This window comes from Bradyrhizobium sp. USDA 4501 (genome assembly GCF_054062115.1).
This window is the reverse complement of sequence record NZ_JBSSEX010000001.1, coordinates 6444318-6460834: the sequence shown is the minus strand read 5'-3', so window position 1 is coordinate 6460834 and position 16517 is coordinate 6444318. Positions and strand designations below refer to the sequence as shown.

Sequence of the window (16517 nt, the reverse complement as noted above, 5' to 3'; positions counted from 1 at the left end):
CTTTCTGCTACTTGACCGCGCCGAAGGTCAGTCCGCGGACGAGCTGCCGCTGACTGAACCAGCCGAGCACGAGAATGGGCGCGATCGCGAGCGTCGACGCCGCCGACAATTTCGCCCAGAACAATCCTTCCGGGCTGGAATAGGACGCGATGAAGACGGTGAGCGGCGCGGCCTCGAGCGTCGACAGATTGAGGGTCCAGAACGCCTCGTTCCACGCCAGGATCAGATTGAGCAACAACGTCGAGGCGAGCCCCGGCACCGCCATCGGCGTCAGCACATAGATCAGCTCGCGCCCGATCGTGGCGCCGTCCATTCGCGCCGCCTCGAGGATGTCCTTCGGGATCTCCTTGAAATAGGTGAACAGCATCCAGATCACGATCGGCAGATTGCCGAGGCACAGGATGAAGATCAGGCCGCTTCTTGTGTCGAGCAGGCCGAAGGTGCGGTAGATCAGATAGATCGGCACCAGCACGCCGACCGGCGGCATCATCTTGGTGGACAGCATCCAGAGCAGCACGTCCTTGGTCCGCTTGGTCGGCGAGAACGCCATCGACCACGCCGCCGGGATCGCGATCAGCATCGCGATCAAGGTCGAGCCGCCGGCGATGATGATCGAGTTGAGCGCGTGATGGAAATAGTCGCTGCGCTCCTGCACCGTGGCATAGTTCTCGGTGGTCCAGTGAAAGAACAGGAACGAGGGTGGGATCGCGAACGCCTCGAGCTCGGTCTTGAAGCTCGCCAGCACCATCCAGAGGATCGGGAAGAAGATCAGGAAGCCGACCAGCCAGGCCGCCGCCGTCGAGATCACCTTGCGCCGTGTCGTGACCATCCGCGCCATGACGTTACGCCTCCAGATTCCGGCCGACGATACGAACGAGGAAGAAGGCGACGATGTTGGCGAGGACCACCGCGACCAGGCCACCCGCCGAGGCGCTGCCGACATCGTACTGGATCAGCGCCTGCGAATAGATCAGGAAGGCGATGTTGGTGGTCTGCAGGCCGGGGCCGCCGCCGGTGGTGACGAAGATCTCCGCGAACACCGTGAGCAGGAAGATGGTTTCGATCAGGATCACCACGGTGATCGGGCGCGCCAAATGCGGCAGCGTGATGTAGATGAAGGTCGAGATCGCGCTCGCGCCGTCCATCTCGGCCGCCTCCTTCTGCTCCTCGTCGAGCGATTGCAGCGCGGTGAGCAGGATCAGGGTTGCGAACGGCAGCCATTGCCAGGAGATGATCAGGATCACCGAGAACAGCGGCGCGTCGTTGAACCAGTCGATCGCCGGCAGCCCGAACAGATGCGCGATCCAGGCGAACAGGCCCGACACCGGATGCATCAACAGGTTCTTCCAGACCAGCGCGCTCACCGTCGGCATCACGAAGAACGGCGCGATCACCATCAGGCGGACGATCGAGAGCCCGACCACCTGCTGGTCGAGCAGCAGCGCCAGCGGCACGCCGAGGATGATCGTGATCGCGAGCACCGAGCCGACCAGCACCAGGGTGTTCTGCAACGAGGCGAGGAAGGCCGGATCGGTCAGGAAGTAGCGGAAATTCTCCAGCCCAACGAATGATTCAGAGCCGGGATCGAGCAGATTGTAATGCAGGGTCGCGAAATAGATCGTGAGCGCCAGCGGCACGATCATCCAGATGAACAGCAGCGCCACCGCGGGCGTGAGCAGCGTGCGTGCAAGCAGTTGGGTCTGCTGGGTCGCCATCCCCGCCTCCTTCTCAAGGAAAGGAGCGACCATCCCGCTGCGGGACAGGATGGTCGCAAGTGGCCCAGCTCGGGAGGTCTAAGCTGGTCGGGCGGCCAAGGCGTTCGACGCGCCCTGGCTTTGGTTCCGGCGTGCTCTACTTGATATAACCCGCGCGCTTCATTTCGCGCTCGGTCACGGACTGCGCAGCGGTGAGCGCCGCATCGACGGTGGTCGAGCCTGAGAGCGCCGCGGAGAACTGCTGGCCCACCTGGGTGCCGACACCCTGGAATTCAGGGATCGCCGCGTACTGCACGCCGACGTAAGGCACCGGCTTCACCGTCGGCTTGTTCGGATCGGCGGCATCGATCGAGGCCAAGGTCAGCTTGGCGAAGGGGGCGACCTTCAGGTAGTCGGGGTTCTTGTACAGCGAGGTGCGCGTGCCCGGCGGCACGTTGGCCCAGCCTTCCTTCGCGGCGACGAGCTTGGTGTAGTCCTTGCTGGTCGCCCAGGCGATGAACTTCTCGGCCGCCTCGACCTTCTTCGAGCCGGCGGGGACCGCGAGACTCCACGCCCACAGCCAATTAGCGTTCTTGCCGAGCCCGGTGTTCGGCGCCAGCGCAAAGCCGACCTTGTCGGCGACCGTGGATTCCTTCGGATTGCTGACGAACGACGCCGCCACGGTGGCATCGATCCACATCGCGCATTTGCCGGCGTTGAACAGCGCGAGGTTCTCGTTGAAACCGTTGGAAGAGGCGCCGGGAGGGCCGGCCTGCTTCATCAGGTCGACATAGGTCGTCAGCGTCTTCTTCCATTCCGGCGAATTGAACTGCGGCTCCCACTTCTCGTCGAACCAGCGCGCACCAAAGGAATTGGCCATCGCGGTCAGGAACGCCATGTTCTCGCCCCAGCCGGCCTTGCCGCGCAGGCAGATGCCATAGACGCCGGCGGACTTGTCGGTCAGCTTCTTGGCGGCGTCGACCACGAAGTCCCAGGTCGGGCTCTCCGGCATCTTCAGGCCGGCCTTGTCGAACAGGTCGGTGCGATACATCACCATCGAGCTTTCGCCGTAGAACGGCGCGGCATAGAGCTTGCCGTCGACCGAGACCGCATCCTTGATCTTGGGCAGGAGGTCGCCGACGTCGTAATCGGCGCCGAGCTTGTCGAGCGGCACCAGCCAGTTCTTCTTGGCCCAGATCGGCACCTCATAGGTGCCGATGGTGAGCACGTCGAACTGGCCGCCCTTGGTGGCGATGTCGGTGGTCACGCGCTGGCGCAGCACGTTCTCCTCGAGCGTCACCCATTTGACGGTGATGTCGGGATTCTTCGCGGTGAATTCGCTGGTGAGCCCCTGCATGCGGATCATGTCGCCATTGTTGACGGTCGCCACCGTCAGCGTGGTCTGGGCGATCGAGGGGGCAGAGATCAAAACAGCAGCCGCGCCCGCAACGGCGCAAAGGACGTTTTTCAAGGTGACCTCCCTTATGTCACGTTGAGCATATGCCCACGTGTTGAGCGTATGTTCACTCCGTCGCCAAACTTTGTCAAGCACGCGGGAGCGCCGTCCCGCGCGTTTGCGGGTTCCACTGCACGCTGGAATGGAGGTGTTTGCGGAGATGAAGAAGGGCGCTGAGACCCAGAAGGCAACTTGATTTGCGGCCACAGCGGGACTGCGCTCCCTCGCCCCGTTCTTACGGGGAGAGGGGCTCTTTCCGCGCATACGAAGCGGACGAATGCGCGGAGACTCCCCTCACCCGGATCGCATCTCCGATGCGATCCGACCTCTCCCCGCAAGCGGGGCGAGGTGAAGTACGACTCGTGGCGCCTAACGATCCAGCACCGCGCGCGCGGTGGCCTCATCGGTAATGAGGCCGTTGACCACCCGGCCCGCCAATGCGGCCTTGATCGAGGGCACCTTGGCGGCGCCGACCGCCGCGGCGATCGTGGTCGCTTCCGCGGGGATCTGCGGCGGAATGCTCGTCAGCCGCTTGTTGGTGCCGCCCTTGATCAGGCGGCCCTTGGCGTCATAGGCCCAGCCGGTCACCTCGCCGACCGCGCCGAGCCGCATCATCTCCAGCAGCTCCTCGCGGGTGACGAAGCCGTCGACATGGACCTGGGCCTTCTGGTCCATCTGGCCGATGCCGATCAGCCGCAGATCGGCCTTGGCGGCGACCGCCCTCACCCGCGCGATCGGGTCGATGCGCACCATGCGGTTGCGCTCGTCCTCGCTCGACATCAGGAACGGCAGCGGCATCGGGTAATGGCGCGCGCCGGTGCGGTCGGCGAGCCGTCCCACCGTGTCGTAGAAGCTCGCCGAGCCGTCGGCGGAGATGTTGCCGACCAGCGAGACGATCTGGTGATCGGGCCGCTCGATCGGCGAGACCCGCTCGACCGCGGCGCGCACCGCGCGGCCGGTGCCGAGCGCCACGATCACAGGCGTCTCCGAGCGCAGCGTCGTCTCCAGCAGATTGGCGCTGCGCTCGGCGATCCCTGCATTGGACAGCGGCGCCGCCGGATCGGTCGGCACGACGTCGCAATGCACCAGATCGAACCGCGCCTTCAGCCGGGAGGCCAGCTCCATGCAGGCCGCGATGGGGTGTTCGAGGCGAAACGTGATCAGCCGCTCCGCCAAGCACAGCGACACCAGACGCTGCGCGGAGGCGCGCGACACCTGCAGCATTTTCGCAATCTCATCCTGGGTGTGGCCCGCGATGAAATACAGCCAGCCGGCGCGCGCCGCATCGTCGAGGCGAGACTTTTCGTTGTCGGGCGCAGCCATCGTCTTGCGTCAGCCTTCCATCCAGAAATCCGTCATCGCGGCGAAGATTCGATCCGCCCCCGCTTGCCGCAGCAGAGCACTGCCATCCGCCAACCGATAGTGGGCGCCGCCGACAAATCCCCACACTTTCATGCCCGCCGCCTTCGCGGCCATCACACCGCTGACGCTGTCCTCGATCACGAGCGTGCGGCGCGACGCGGCGCCCATTGCGCTTGCCGCATGCAAGAACAGATCCGGGGCCGGCTTGCCGCGCTTGACCATCTGCGCGGTGTAGAGCCGCGGCCCGAAGCTGGCAGCGAGGCCGGTCAGCTCCAGCGAAAACTTCACCCGCTCGAGATCGCTCGATGAGGCGACACAATATGGCAGCCGCAATTCCTCGAGCACCGCCGCGATGCCGGCGATCGGCTTCAGCCGGGAGCGGAAGGTCTCACGGACCTGCAGCGCGAGGTCAGGCAGAAACGTCTCGGGCAACGGCTTTCCCACGCCCCGGCAGTAGTCGACCAGGGCCGCGGTGCTGCGGCCGAGGAAGAGCTCGAGCGCCCGCTCGGTGCTCATCCCGATGCCGGCCCGAACCATCGCCTCGGCAAGACAGCGGCAGCTCAATTCCTCGCTGTCGACGAGCACGCCGTCGCAGTCGAAGATGACGAGATCAGTCTCGGGAAGCCGCGGATCCATCCCGACATGAGATCATATGCTCACGCCATGAGCAATAGATCACAGTTTCCGCGCGGAATGCCGCGCCTCAAATGGTCGCGGTGCACCGCCACGGATGCTGTGCGACAAGGCGAAATGCCGCATGACACACCTCTGATCGCGACCGTCGTCGCGGGCCTCGGCCTCGCTTTTGTCTTCGGAACCATCGCCCAGCGCTTTCGGGTTCCGCCACTGGTCGGTTATCTGCTCGCGGGCGTGGCCGTCGGTCCCTTCACGCCCGGCTTCGTTGCCGATCAGGCGCTGGCAACCGAGCTGGCGGAGCTCGGTATCATTCTCCTGATGTTCGGCGTCGGCCTGCATTTCTCGCTGAACGATCTGTTGTCGGTGCGCGCGATCGCGGTGCCCGGCGCGATAGCGCAGATTGCGGTCGCCACATTGATGGGCCTCGGCCTCGCGCTATTGATGGGCTGGACCGTCGGCGCGGGTCTGGTGTTCGGCCTCGCGCTGTCGGTCGCAAGTACCGTCGTGCTGTTGCGCGCGCTGCAGGAGCGCCGCCTGATGGACACCGAACGCGGCAAGATCGCGGTCGGCTGGCTGATCGTCGAAGACCTCGCCATGGTGCTTGCGCTGGTGCTGTTCCCGGCGGTGGCGAGCCTGCAGGGCGGCGATGGCGCGGCGCTCACCTCCGACCCGCTCGCCGCCCGTTTCGGTCTCGGGCTCACCGGCGTGCTGGTGCTGACGCTGATCAAGATCGCCGTGTTCATCGCGCTGATGCTGGTGGTCGGACGCCGGCTGATCCCGTGGGTCCTGCACTACATCGCGCATACCGGCTCGCGCGAGCTGTTCCGGCTGACCGTGCTCGCGATCGCGCTCTGCATCGCGTTCGGCGCGACCAAGCTGTTCGGCGTCTCGCTGGCGCTCGGCGCCTTCTTCGCCGGAATGATGCTGCGGGAATCGCCGCTCAGCCAGCGCGCGGCCCAGGAGACCTTGCCGCTGCGCGATGCGTTCGCGGTGCTGTTCTTCGTCTCCGTCGGCATGCTGTTCGACCCGATGAGCGTGGTCCGCGAGCCCTGGCCATTCGTCGCGACGCTGTTCGTCATCGTGGTCGGCAAGTCGATCGCAGCCCTTCTGATCGTCGTGCTGTTCCGTCATCCGATGGCAACCGCCCTGATGATCTCGGCGAGCCTCGCCCAGATCGGCGAATTCTCCTTCATCCTGGCCGAACTCGGCGTTGCGCTCAATCTGCTGCCGAAGGCCGGCCGCGACCTGATCCTGGCGGGCGCGATCTTCTCGATCATGCTCAACCCGCTGGTGTTCGCGGTCGTCGACTGGCTGACGTCGCGGCTCGAGAAGCCGCAGACCTCCTCGCCAACTGCCGCAGCTTCTGAACCAATCCCGGTCACTGAATTGCAGGATCACACCATCCTGGTCGGCTACGGCCGGGTCGGCAGCATCGTCGGCGATGCGCTGCATCAACGCAGCGCGCCGTTTCTCGCGGTCGAGGCATCCGACGACATGGTCGCCAAGCTCAAGGAGCGTGGCATCGAAGCGCTGATGGGCAACGCCGCGCGCGCCAGCGTGCTGCGCGCGACCAATCCGGCCGGCGCGCGATCGCTGGTCATCGCCATTCCCGAAGCCTTCGAGGCCGGCCAGATCGTCGAACAGGCGCGCGCCGCGAATGCCGATATCCAGATCATCGCCCGTGCACATTCCGACGCCGAGGTCGATCATCTCAAAGCACTTGGCGCCGACATCGTGATCATGGGCGAGCGCGAGATCGCCCGCGGCATGATCGAGGAGCTCGACAGGGCGCGTCCGGCTGCTATGCGAACGGCCGAGCAGGATTCGGCAGCTTGAGATAGACTGCACCCACCGTACAGATGCGCGCCGCGCGTCACGCGATGAGGGAGATCGAGCGATGGCCTTCAAGAGCCCGCACGTATCGCTGGTGTCGTTCTCGGTCGAGATCGGCGCCGCGGACACGACAAACGTCATGCAGATCGAGACCGACTTGCATCTGAACACCCGTCATCCGAGCTATGACGCGGCCGCCGTGGAGCGGCTGGTGCGTGACGCACAAGCCTATCTCGCCGGCAATGCCGGCCAGGTCACCCGGATCCGACTGGTCTCCACCCGCGGCGGCCAGACCTGAAGCCTCATTATTTGAGCTCTTTGTTTGAGCGTGATCACCGCGCAAACGCTTTGCGTCTGTCGCGAGGGAAAACCGGCTTCCACTTTTCCGGATCATGCGCGAGTGTGCTGAATGCGAAGTTCGTGCAACTTCGCGGCAGCCACTTTCACGAACTTCGCATTCATAAAGCACACTAGAATCATAAGTTCGCTAGTGTCCTTATCGAATCCGAAGTTCGCCCCGAAGGTGCGGCAAATGATGCGAACTTCGGATTCGGGACACTAGCTGCCAAGGAATGCCGGCGCGAGATCCTCCTGCACGATGATGTTGGCGGCTTCCGTCGTCAGTTCGCTGCCGACCAGGTCAAGATTCTTGGCGGCCTCGAACAGCATCGACCGGACGTCGTCCGGCGTCAGCACGCCTTTCGCGATCAGCTTGCGCACCAGCGCCTGCAGGATAAGAACGTCGATCTCGCCATGCGCCAGCGGCGTCGGCTTGTCCGTCATGATCGCCTCCCAGGCTGATCCCAAGGCTGAGTCCCAAGGCTGAGGTTCATCGCAAGTGAGGCGCCTAGCGCGGTGGTGACGCCATGTCCTTGTGCAATTGTTCGAACGCGCGGCGCAGGCCGTGCAGCTGATCGACCAGATGAAGGATGACGTCGATGCCCTCGTCGTTGACGCCGAAGTCGCCCTTCAGGTCGCGGATCAGATGCGCGCGCGCCACGTCGGTGTCGGAGAAGCTGATCTCGCTGGCGGTCTCGTCCGGCACGAGCCATTGCTGCTCGATCCAGAACTCCAGGGTCTGCACCTCCAGACCCGCATCGATGAGGAACTGCTGCTTGTTCATGATGCACCATCCTCGCGCGGATCGAATGCCTTTCGATCCCAGTTCGACACAAACGCCTCGAGCTCGGGATCGGGTCCCTTGGGCAGGACCACCTTGAGCTTGACGAGCTCGTCGCCATGGCCTCCGCCGACGCGGGGCGCACCCTTGCCGCGCAACCGCATGGTCGTGCCGGTGTTCGATCCCTTCGGAACCGTCATGGTCACGGCACCGGTCGGCGTCGGAACGCGGACTTTTCCGCCGAGCACCGCCTCGGACAGCGAGATCGGCAGTTCCAGCGTAATGTCGTCACCCTCGCGGGTGAAGCGCGGGTCGGGGCGAACTTCCACCTCGATCAGCGCATCGCCGGGACCGCCCTTGCCGCTGCCGGGCATGCCCTTGCCGCGCAGACGAATGATCTGGCCATCGACGAGCCCCGGTGGGATCGTCACGTCGAGCGTACCGCCGTCGGGAAGCGTCAGCCGCTTGCTCGCACCGGTGATCGATTCCGCGAAGTCGATCGCGAGAGCGTAATGCAAATCGCGGCCGCGCCGGTTGGCGCGCGCCTGCTCGCTGCGCCGGAGCAATTCGGCGAAGGCGTCGTCCTGGTCCATGTAGTCGGCATAGCCGGAGCTGTCGGCATAGGAATGCCCCGCATCCGCGGTGGCAAAATCCCGGTAGTAGCGATGCTGCGGCCGCTCGGCGCCATCAGCATCGATCTCGCCGGCGTCGAAGCGCTTGCGCTTCTCGGCATCCGAGAGCAGATCGTTCGCAGCAGCGACTTCCTTGAATTTGTCTTCGGCTGCCTTGTCGCCCGGATTGAGATCCGGATGCAGCTTCTTCGCCAGCTTGCGATAGGCCTTCTGGATATCGGCCGCAGACGCCGTCGGGGCAACGCCAAGAACCTCGTACGGATTTCTCACAACCTGCTCCGCAACACCGTGAGTGCACCTGCAATCATGAGGGCGCAAAAGCAGGCGATTTGCAAGTGCGCAGGCGCGCCGCCCGGAAGCGGCCGACGCAGCATGCGCTCACGTGACATGACAAGTTAGGATGTATGTCCGGGGTCCAGATAAGTGGGCATGTTCTTTTGCTGCTGCGGCGTCATCTTGGCGGTATCCGCCTTGCCTGGCACGCCCCGCGGACCGAGCAGGGCGCGCTGCATATCGTCCTCGCTCAAACGCGGCTTGCCATCGTCGAGCTGTCCATCGCCGCCATGACTCTGTGCCATGACCAACCTCCCGTGATGATCGCTTGCACAGGCGGAACAATACCGCGCTCCGCCGGAACGAGCCAGCGGAGCGCGGACGTGCCTTAGTGTTGCTCCTGCCGCTTCTCCTCTGCGGGATGACCTGCCGCAGGCGCAGCATGCGGAGCGGCGTGCGGCTCCGGCCGTGCCGCCGGCTGGGGATGGGCGGCCTGCGGCTGCGGATGCGGCTCAGGGCGCGCCATCGTCTCCGGGTGCGCTTGCGGCTTCGCTGCTGGCTCCGGTCGCGCTTCGGGCCTCGCTGGCTCGGGCCGCGCGACGGGCTTCGCGGCAGGCTCGGGACGCGGCTCTTCCTTGCGCACCTCTTCGGGCCGCTTCTCCTGCACGGCAGGCCGCGTCGCTTCTGCAGGATGCGGCTCAAGCTTCGGCTCGGCGGCAGGCGCCGCGCGCTTCTCTTCGACCGCGGGCCTGTTCGCTTCGGCGGGCGGATGCGCCGCAACGCCCTTCTCGGGAACCGGAAGCGCGTGGGATCCGGCAGGCGCCGGCGCGGCAGGATGCGGCTCGGCCTTGGTCTCGGGAGCAGGTGCCGCGCGCTTCTCCTCCGCCGCGGGCTTGTTCGCCTCGGCGGGCGGATGCGCCGCCGGAAGCTCCTTTCCCGGGACCGGGAGCGCATGGGAGGCAGCCGGTGCTGCTGCGGGTGCGGGTGCGGCTCCCGGGTGCCCCGGCTCCCCGGCCGCCGGCCGTGCGGCGTTGGCAGGCACCGCCTCGCCGAGCGGCCGCGCGCGAACCACGCCCGGTCCCTTCAATTCGCCAGGACGCGCCGTTGCGGCGACTGCGGGCACGCCATTGTTGGTCCGCTTGAACAGGCTCGGATCCTGGCTTGCGGTCTCGACCTGCTTGCGTTGCAACGGCGTCGCCGCGAAGTGCTGCTCCTTGGCGACCGCGCGCTCGGCCGGCGTCGGCCGCACCTCGATGCCGCCGCGGCCGCCATTGTAGCTGACGTTGTTGACGGTGGTCTGATTGATCGTGACGTTCTTCTCGTAGACGTTGGTGATCCGCGCACCCTGCAGATTGTTCACGGTCCGATTGTAGAAGAAGTTGCCGTGATCCCAGCGGCCGCCTTCATAGCCCGACCCGCCGTAGCCGAAGCCGTAATTGATGCCACCGTAGAAGCCGACGCGATCACCCCAGTAGCCCTGATGGAAGATGAAGCCGCCACCGAACGCGCCCCAGTAGCCGGGCGTCCACAGCAGTCCGACCCGCGGCGGCTGCACCCAGGTGCCCGGCACCCAGTAGTAGTCGCCGCGATCCTCGTCCCACGACCAATTGCCCGGCGACCACATGTAGCCGGGACCAGGCACCGGCGGCTGATCGTAGGTCGGCAACGGCGGCGGCGCGGTCTCGACGGCAGAGACCGGCGCGCATGCCGCATCCTGCGCGATTGCGGGCACCGCGGTCGCATAGAACAGCGCCGTGGCAATCGCTGCACACGACGCGGTCGAAAGGAGACGAGTTGTCATTGGGAGCCTCTTCGATGAGCACGTTCAACGTGAGACGGAACAAAAGTTCCGTGCATCGGCAATGCACCGACACACTTCATCGCTAGCGCCTTGACCTTACACCAGGCTGAAACGCATCGACGCAAACGGAAACGCGCTCATCCGGCTATTCATGGTCGGTTCAGAGCGCGCCGTGATGCAACGTTGCGCGATGCAGTGGAACATCGCGCGTTGCTTCTCTGCATCATCGGGCGAGCTACGCGAAACGCGACGCGATCGATTCCGATAACGTGTCCCGATCATGACCTGGGCCTTTATACGATCACAGCGGTCCATGCTCATCCAACACTCGCTTCGCGAGCCCGGCGATCCATCGAACCGTAGTCAGCGCGATGCGTGCACCCGGCTTGCCGGCGCGGCCGTAGCAGTGCCTCCCGATGAGTGCCAGCGACGAACATCAGCCCTCGCAACGGCTTAACCGAAGCATCCCAGCGAGCGCGCTGCGCGATTGACACTCCCCTGAAAGGACCACACGATGCGAGATGCGGCAGCCTTTGGCCCGCGGTTTTCCGCCGGCGCAATTGCACGGGGCTGTTGCATGATGGATGTCATCGTTCCGCCATCTGTCGCCGACGGAACTGCGTGGCATAATGGATCTCGACGAGCCTGCGTTGCCTTGAGGTGCCACGATGAACATAGAAAAATATACCGATCGCGTTCGCGGCTTCATTCAGTCGGCACAATCGCTCGCGATGCGCGAGGGGCATCAGCAGTTCTCGACGCTGCACATCCTGAAGGTGCTGCTCGACGACAATGAGGGCCTCGCGGCCGGCCTGATCGACCGCGCCGGCGGCAATTCGCGCGCGATCCTCAAGGCGACCGAAGACGCGCTGGCGAAGATACCGAAGGTCAGCGGCGCCGGCTCAGGACAGATTTACCTGGCGCCCGAGACCGCGCGCGCCTTCGCCGCGGCGGAACAGGCCGCCGACAAGGCCGGCGACAGTTTCGTCTCCGTCGAACGCCTGCTGCAGGCGCTCGCAGCCGACAAGGACAGCGAGGCCGGCAAGCTGCTCGCCAAGGGCGGTGTCAATCCGCAGAACCTGAATGCGGCCATCAACGCGCTGCGCAAGGGCCGCACCGCCGACAGCGCATCGGCCGAGAACGCCTATGACGCGCTGAAGAAATATGCCCGCGACCTCACCCAGGCCGCGCGCGACGGCAAGCTCGACCCGGTGATCGGCCGCGACGAGGAGATCCGCCGCACCATCCAGGTGCTGTCGCGGCGGACCAAGAACAATCCTGTGCTGATCGGCGAGCCCGGTGTCGGCAAGACCGCGATCGTCGAGGGCCTCGCGCTGCGCATCGTCAACGGCGACGTGCCGGAAAGCCTGCAGGACAAGGCGCTGCTCGCGCTCGATCTCGGCGCGCTGATCGCCGGCGCAAAGTATCGCGGCGAGTTCGAGGAACGGCTCAAGGCAGTGCTGCAGGAAGTGACCTCGGCCGAGGGCGGCATCATCCTGTTCATCGACGAGATGCACACGCTGATCGGCGCCGGCAAGGGCGACGGCGCGATGGACGCATCCAACCTGTTGAAGCCCGCGCTCGCTCGCGGCGAGCTGCATTGCATCGGCGCCACCACGCTCGACGAATACCGCAAGCATGTCGAGAAGGATGCAGCGCTGGCGCGGCGCTTCCAGCCGGTGTTCGTCTCCGAGCCGACGGTCGAGGACACCATCTCGATCCTGCGCGGCTTGAAGGACAAATACGAGCAACATCACGGCGTGCGCATCGCGGATTCGGCGCTGGTTGCAGCCGCGACGCTGTCGAACCGCTACATCACCGACCGCTTCCTGCCCGACAAGGCCATCGACCTGATGGACGAAGCGGCCGCCCGGCTGAAGATGCAGGTCGATTCCAAGCCGGAAGAACTCGACTCGCTCGACCGCGAGATCATCCGGCTGAAGATCGAGCAGGAGGCGCTGAAGAAGGAGACCGATCTCGGCTCCAAGAGCCGCCTGCAGACGCTCGAGAAGGATCTCACCGACCTGGAAAAGAAATCGGCGGATATGACTTCGAAATGGCGGTCGGAAAAGAGCAAGCTCTCCGATGCGCAGAAGATGAAGGGCGAACTCGAGCAGTTGCGTACCGAGCTTGCCAATGCGCAGCGCAAGGGAGAATTCCAGAAGGCCGGTGAGCTGGCCTATGGCCGGATTCCCGAGCTCGAGAAGAAGCTCGCGGCGGTCGAAGCCAGCGAGACCTCGTCCGCCAGCGAGACCGTGACCGCCGACAACATCGCGCAGGTGGTGTCGCGCTGGACCGGCGTGCCAGTCGACAAGATGCTGGAAGGCGAGAAGGACAAGCTGCTACGCATGGAGGAGATGCTCGGCAAGCGCGTCGTCGGCCAGGCCGAGGCGGTCCGCGCGGTGTCGACCGCGGTGCGCCGCGCCCGCGCCGGCCTGCAGGACCCCAACCGGCCGATCGGCTCGTTCATGTTCTTAGGTCCCACCGGCGTCGGCAAGACCGAGCTTGCGAAAGCGCTTGCCGAATATCTGTTCGATGACGAGACCGCGATGATCCGCCTCGACATGTCCGAATACATGGAAAAGCATTCGGTCTCGCGGCTGATCGGCGCGCCTCCCGGTTATGTCGGCTATGATGAGGGCGGTGCCCTGACCGAAGCGGTGCGGCGGCGGCCTTATCAGGTGGTGCTGTTCGACGAGATCGAGAAGGCGCATCCCGACGTCTTCAACGTACTGCTGCAGGTGCTCGACGACGGCCGTCTCACCGACGGCCAGGGCCGCACCGTCGATTTCCGCAACACGCTGATCATCATGACCTCGAACATCGGCGCCGAGTATCTGGTCAACCAGCCGGAAGGCCAGAGCACGAGCGCGGTGCGCGAGCAGGTGATGAACATGGTACGGGCGCACTTCCGGCCCGAATTCCTCAACCGGATCGACGAGATCATCCTGTTTCACCGGCTGCAGAAGAGCGACATGGGCCGCATCGTCGAGATCCAGTTCTCGCGGCTGCGCAAGCTGCTCGAGGATCGCAAGATCGAGCTGGAGCTCGACCCGAAGGCGCGGGACTGGCTCGCCGAGAAGGGTTGGGATCCGGCTTACGGCGCCCGCCCGCTGAAGCGGGTGATCCAGCGCAGCGTGCAGGATCCTCTGGCGGAGATGATCCTTTCCGGCGATGTGCGCGACGGCTCAGAGGTAAAACTCTCGGCCACCAAGGCCGGCCTCACCTTCAACGGCAAGAAGCCGGAGAACGCGGCGGCGGACGAATTCGAACCGGTGTGAGACAGGCCGGATCGCCAACGACGCGCTGTCATCGCCGCGTCGTCTGCCGGCATCATATGCAAGCCGAATATACAAGCTGACCTGCAACCAGGAGAGCGCCATGACGCAGCACAAGATCAAGGACAACATGGAGGTCATCGGCGCCGATGGCGTGCATGTCGGCACCGTCGATCACGTCGAGGGCAACCGCATCAAGCTCAAGAAGAGCGAGAGCGACGGCTTCCACAAGGGCCATCACCACTTCATCGAGCTCGGCTTCGTGGCGGGTGTCGAAGGCTCCAAGGTTCGGCTCTCGGCCAACGCCGCGATCGCGGTGACCCTCGAGGAAGAGAAGTCCGGCAAGCCCGTCGATTGAGGCAGGCACCTCTGCAAGAGCGTGAGCCATTCGAGCCCTTGTAAAGGTTCCAGTGGCATGCTCCTCTGCCCCTGTCTGGACGCCGATCCGGCGTCCAGCGCCTGCCTTTTGTCCTCGTGGAAGTGCCGTTTAGTCAAGGAGACATGCGTGCCATCAGCCGTTCCGCAACCGGTCGCTGCGAAGCTGACGCGCGCGGCCATCTTCCTTGCGGTCACGATCAAGCCCAATCCGGAATATGACGCGGTGGTGCGGTCGCTGTGCGCCGATCTGGGCGCGCTGCTGCGTGCGGTGGGCTTCCGCGATCTCGAGGGCCGGCTGTCATGCGTCATGGGCATCGGCTCCGACGCATGGGACCGGCTGTTCGGTGCGCCGAAGCCGAAAGGCCTGCATCCGTTCCGCGAGATCAACGGCGTCCACCACGCCGTCGCAACGCCGGGTGACCTGCTGTTTCACATCCGCGCCGTGCCGATGGATCTGTGCTTCGAGCTGGCGACCCAGATCGTGACGCGGCTCGGCGATGCGGTTGCGACCTCCGACGAGGTGCACGGCTTCAAATATTTCGACGAACGCGACCTGCTCGGCTTCGTCGACGGCACGGAGAATCCGGAGGACCAGGCGGCCGCCGACGCCACCATCATCGGCGACGAGGACGCGGCGTTCGCCGGCGGCAGCTATGTGATCGTGCAAAAATACCTGCACGATCTGAAGAAGTGGAACGAGCTGCCGGTCGAGATGCAGGAAAAGATCATCGGCCGAACCAAGCTGTCCGACATCGAGCTCGACGATGCGGTGAAGCCGAGCTACGCGCACAACGCGCTGACCACGATCGTCGAGAATGGCGAGGAGCTCGATATCGTCCGCGACAACATGCCGTTCGGCAATATCAGCAAGGGCGAGTTCGGCACCTATTTCATCGGCTATGCCAAGTCCCCGCAGCGGATCGAGCAGATGCTCGAGAACATGTTCGTCGGCAAGCCACCCGGCAATTACGACCGCCTGCTCGACTTCAGCCGCGCCGTCACCGGCATGCTGTTCTTCGTCCCGTCGGCGACCTTCCTGGAGGATGTCGCGAGCGAGGCGCCGGCACCTTCGCCCGCCGAGCCGTCTCCGGATGACGCCGGGGCTCGCGACACACCTGCACCAGGAATACCGCCGTCCGACGGCTCGCTCGGGATCGGCTCACTGAAAGGAGAGGCTGGACATGAATAATCTTCATCGGGGACTCGCCCCTATCTCGGACGCGGCATGGGCCCAGATCGAGGAGGAGGCCTCGCGCACGTTGAAGCGCCATCTGGCGGCGCGCCGTGTCGTCGACGTCGACGGTCCGAAGGGAACGGATTTCTCCGCGGTCGGCACCGGTCATCTCAAGAAGATTGCGGCGCCCGGCGACGGGGTCGAGGCGACGCAACGCGACGTTCGCGCGCTGGTCGAACTGCGCGTGCCGTTCGAGCTCTCGCGCCAGGCGATCGACGATGTCGAGCGCGGCGCGAATGATTCCGACTGGGATCCGCTCAAGGAAGCGGCGCGCAAGATTGCCTTCGCCGAGGATCGCACGGTGTTCGACGGCTACGCGGCCGCCGGCATCGAAGGTATCCGTCAGGGCACCAGCAACCCGGTGCTGACGCTGCCGCCGAGCGTCAAGAACTATCCCGCCGTGGTCGCGCAGGCGGTCAGCCAGTTGCGGCTTGCCGGCGTCAACGGTCCCTATACGCTGCTGCTCGGCACCGAGCCCTATACCGCGATCGGCGGGGCGACCGACGACGGCTATCCGGTGCTGCAGCACATCCAGCGCCTGATTGACGGCAAGATCATCTGGGCGCCCGCGATCGAGGGTGGCGTCCTGCTGACCACCCGCGGCGGCGATTTCCAGCTCTCGATCGGCCAGGATCTTTCGATCGGCTATCTCAGCCACTCGGCGAAATCGGTTCAGCTGTATTTCCAGGAGACCATCACCTTCCTGATGCTGACGAGCGAAGCGTCGGTGGTGCTTGCGCCGGAGGCGAAGAAACCCGCCTAGTCTTGCCGGCGTTGACCTATCCGGGAAGTCTCCGGCCGTTGCCGGAGCTTCCGCCAA

16 protein-coding genes are annotated in these 16517 nt (G+C 64.9%); 6 read left to right on the top strand and 10 right to left on the bottom strand.

From position 1 onward, the window contains the following. Positions 1–7 precede the first annotated feature (7 nt). From ACVWZM_RS29735 to ACVWZM_RS29715, 5 genes are all read right to left on the bottom strand, one after another. Positions 8–838 carry a carbohydrate ABC transporter permease gene (locus ACVWZM_RS29735; protein ID WP_028334898.1) on the bottom strand — a complete coding sequence of 277 codons (831 nt, stop codon included), beginning with the start codon at positions 836–838 and terminating at the stop codon, positions 8–10. Between the two features lie 4 nt (positions 839–842). After that, a complete protein-coding gene (locus ACVWZM_RS29730; RefSeq protein WP_024583852.1) occupies positions 843–1715 on the bottom strand; it encodes a carbohydrate ABC transporter permease in 873 nt (290 codons plus the stop codon). Between the two features lie 136 nt (positions 1716–1851). Next, positions 1852–3165: an ABC transporter substrate-binding protein gene (locus ACVWZM_RS29725; protein WP_456855473.1), complete on the bottom strand. Its 1314-nt coding sequence runs from the start codon at positions 3163–3165 to the stop codon at positions 1852–1854. 354 nt (positions 3166–3519) lie between these two features. Then, positions 3520–4473 carry a sugar-binding transcriptional regulator gene (locus ACVWZM_RS29720; protein ID WP_057019228.1) on the bottom strand — a complete coding sequence of 318 codons (954 nt, stop codon included), beginning with the start codon at positions 4471–4473 and terminating at the stop codon, positions 3520–3522. Between the two features lie 9 nt (positions 4474–4482). Beyond that, positions 4483–5148 carry an HAD family hydrolase gene (locus tag ACVWZM_RS29715; protein ID WP_168855791.1) on the bottom strand — a complete coding sequence of 222 codons (666 nt, stop codon included), beginning with the start codon at positions 5146–5148 and terminating at the stop codon, positions 4483–4485. Between the two features lie 114 nt (positions 5149–5262). On the opposite strand from ACVWZM_RS29715, the gene ybaL reads away from it, so the two are divergent. Then, on the top strand, positions 5263–6984 hold the full coding sequence (gene ybaL / locus ACVWZM_RS29710) for a YbaL family putative K(+) efflux transporter (RefSeq protein ID WP_057019226.1): 1722 nt from the start codon (positions 5263–5265) through the stop codon (positions 6982–6984). Positions 6985–7045: 61 nt separating this feature from the next. Next, positions 7046–7279 (top strand): hypothetical protein, encoded by a 234-nt coding sequence (locus ACVWZM_RS29705; protein ID WP_028343292.1) that lies wholly within the window; start codon positions 7046–7048, stop codon positions 7277–7279. 260 nt (positions 7280–7539) lie between these two features. Here ACVWZM_RS29705 and ACVWZM_RS29700 read toward each other — a convergent pair whose 3' ends face one another. The 5 genes from ACVWZM_RS29700 to ACVWZM_RS29680 all read right to left on the bottom strand — a co-directional run bounded on the left by ACVWZM_RS29700 (position 7540) and on the right by ACVWZM_RS29680 (position 10807). Next, complete coding sequence (locus tag ACVWZM_RS29700; protein ID WP_057019225.1) at positions 7540–7764, bottom strand: hypothetical protein; 225 nt, start codon at positions 7762–7764, stop codon at positions 7540–7542. A 64-nt stretch (positions 7765–7828) separates the two neighbouring features. Then, complete coding sequence (locus ACVWZM_RS29695) at positions 7829–8104, bottom strand: chaperone modulator CbpM (protein WP_057019224.1); 276 nt, start codon at positions 8102–8104, stop codon at positions 7829–7831. Further along, positions 8101–9003 (bottom strand): DnaJ C-terminal domain-containing protein, encoded by a 903-nt coding sequence (locus ACVWZM_RS29690; protein ID WP_456779374.1) that lies wholly within the window; start codon positions 9001–9003, stop codon positions 8101–8103. Before ACVWZM_RS29690 ends, ACVWZM_RS29695 begins: the two co-directional genes overlap by 4 nt. Positions 9004–9128: 125 nt before the next feature. Continuing rightward, positions 9129–9311, bottom strand: a complete 183-nt coding sequence (locus ACVWZM_RS29685) for a hypothetical protein (protein ID WP_057019222.1) — start codon at positions 9309–9311, stop codon at positions 9129–9131. An 83-nt stretch (positions 9312–9394) separates the two neighbouring features. Further along, positions 9395–10807 carry a hypothetical protein gene (locus ACVWZM_RS29680; protein WP_456855472.1) on the bottom strand — a complete coding sequence of 471 codons (1413 nt, stop codon included), beginning with the start codon at positions 10805–10807 and terminating at the stop codon, positions 9395–9397. 668 nt (positions 10808–11475) lie between these two features. Between ACVWZM_RS29680 and clpB the strand changes: the two genes are divergently transcribed. From clpB to ACVWZM_RS29660, 4 genes are all read left to right on the top strand, one after another. Then, positions 11476–14088: an ATP-dependent chaperone ClpB gene (gene clpB, locus ACVWZM_RS29675; RefSeq protein ID WP_057019220.1), complete on the top strand. Its 2613-nt coding sequence runs from the start codon at positions 11476–11478 to the stop codon at positions 14086–14088. A 100-nt stretch (positions 14089–14188) separates the two neighbouring features. Next, a complete protein-coding gene (locus ACVWZM_RS29670) occupies positions 14189–14443 on the top strand; it encodes a DUF2171 domain-containing protein (RefSeq protein WP_057019219.1) in 255 nt (84 codons plus the stop codon). A gap of 147 nt (positions 14444–14590) precedes the next feature. Beyond that, positions 14591–15652, top strand: a complete 1062-nt coding sequence (locus ACVWZM_RS29665) for a Dyp-type peroxidase (RefSeq protein ID WP_168855796.1) — start codon at positions 14591–14593, stop codon at positions 15650–15652. After that, on the top strand, positions 15645–16460 hold the full coding sequence (locus tag ACVWZM_RS29660) for a family 1 encapsulin nanocompartment shell protein (protein WP_168855797.1): 816 nt from the start codon (positions 15645–15647) through the stop codon (positions 16458–16460). The genes ACVWZM_RS29665 and ACVWZM_RS29660 overlap by 8 nt, the downstream gene beginning before the upstream one ends. The last annotated feature ends 57 nt before the right edge of the window (positions 16461–16517 follow it).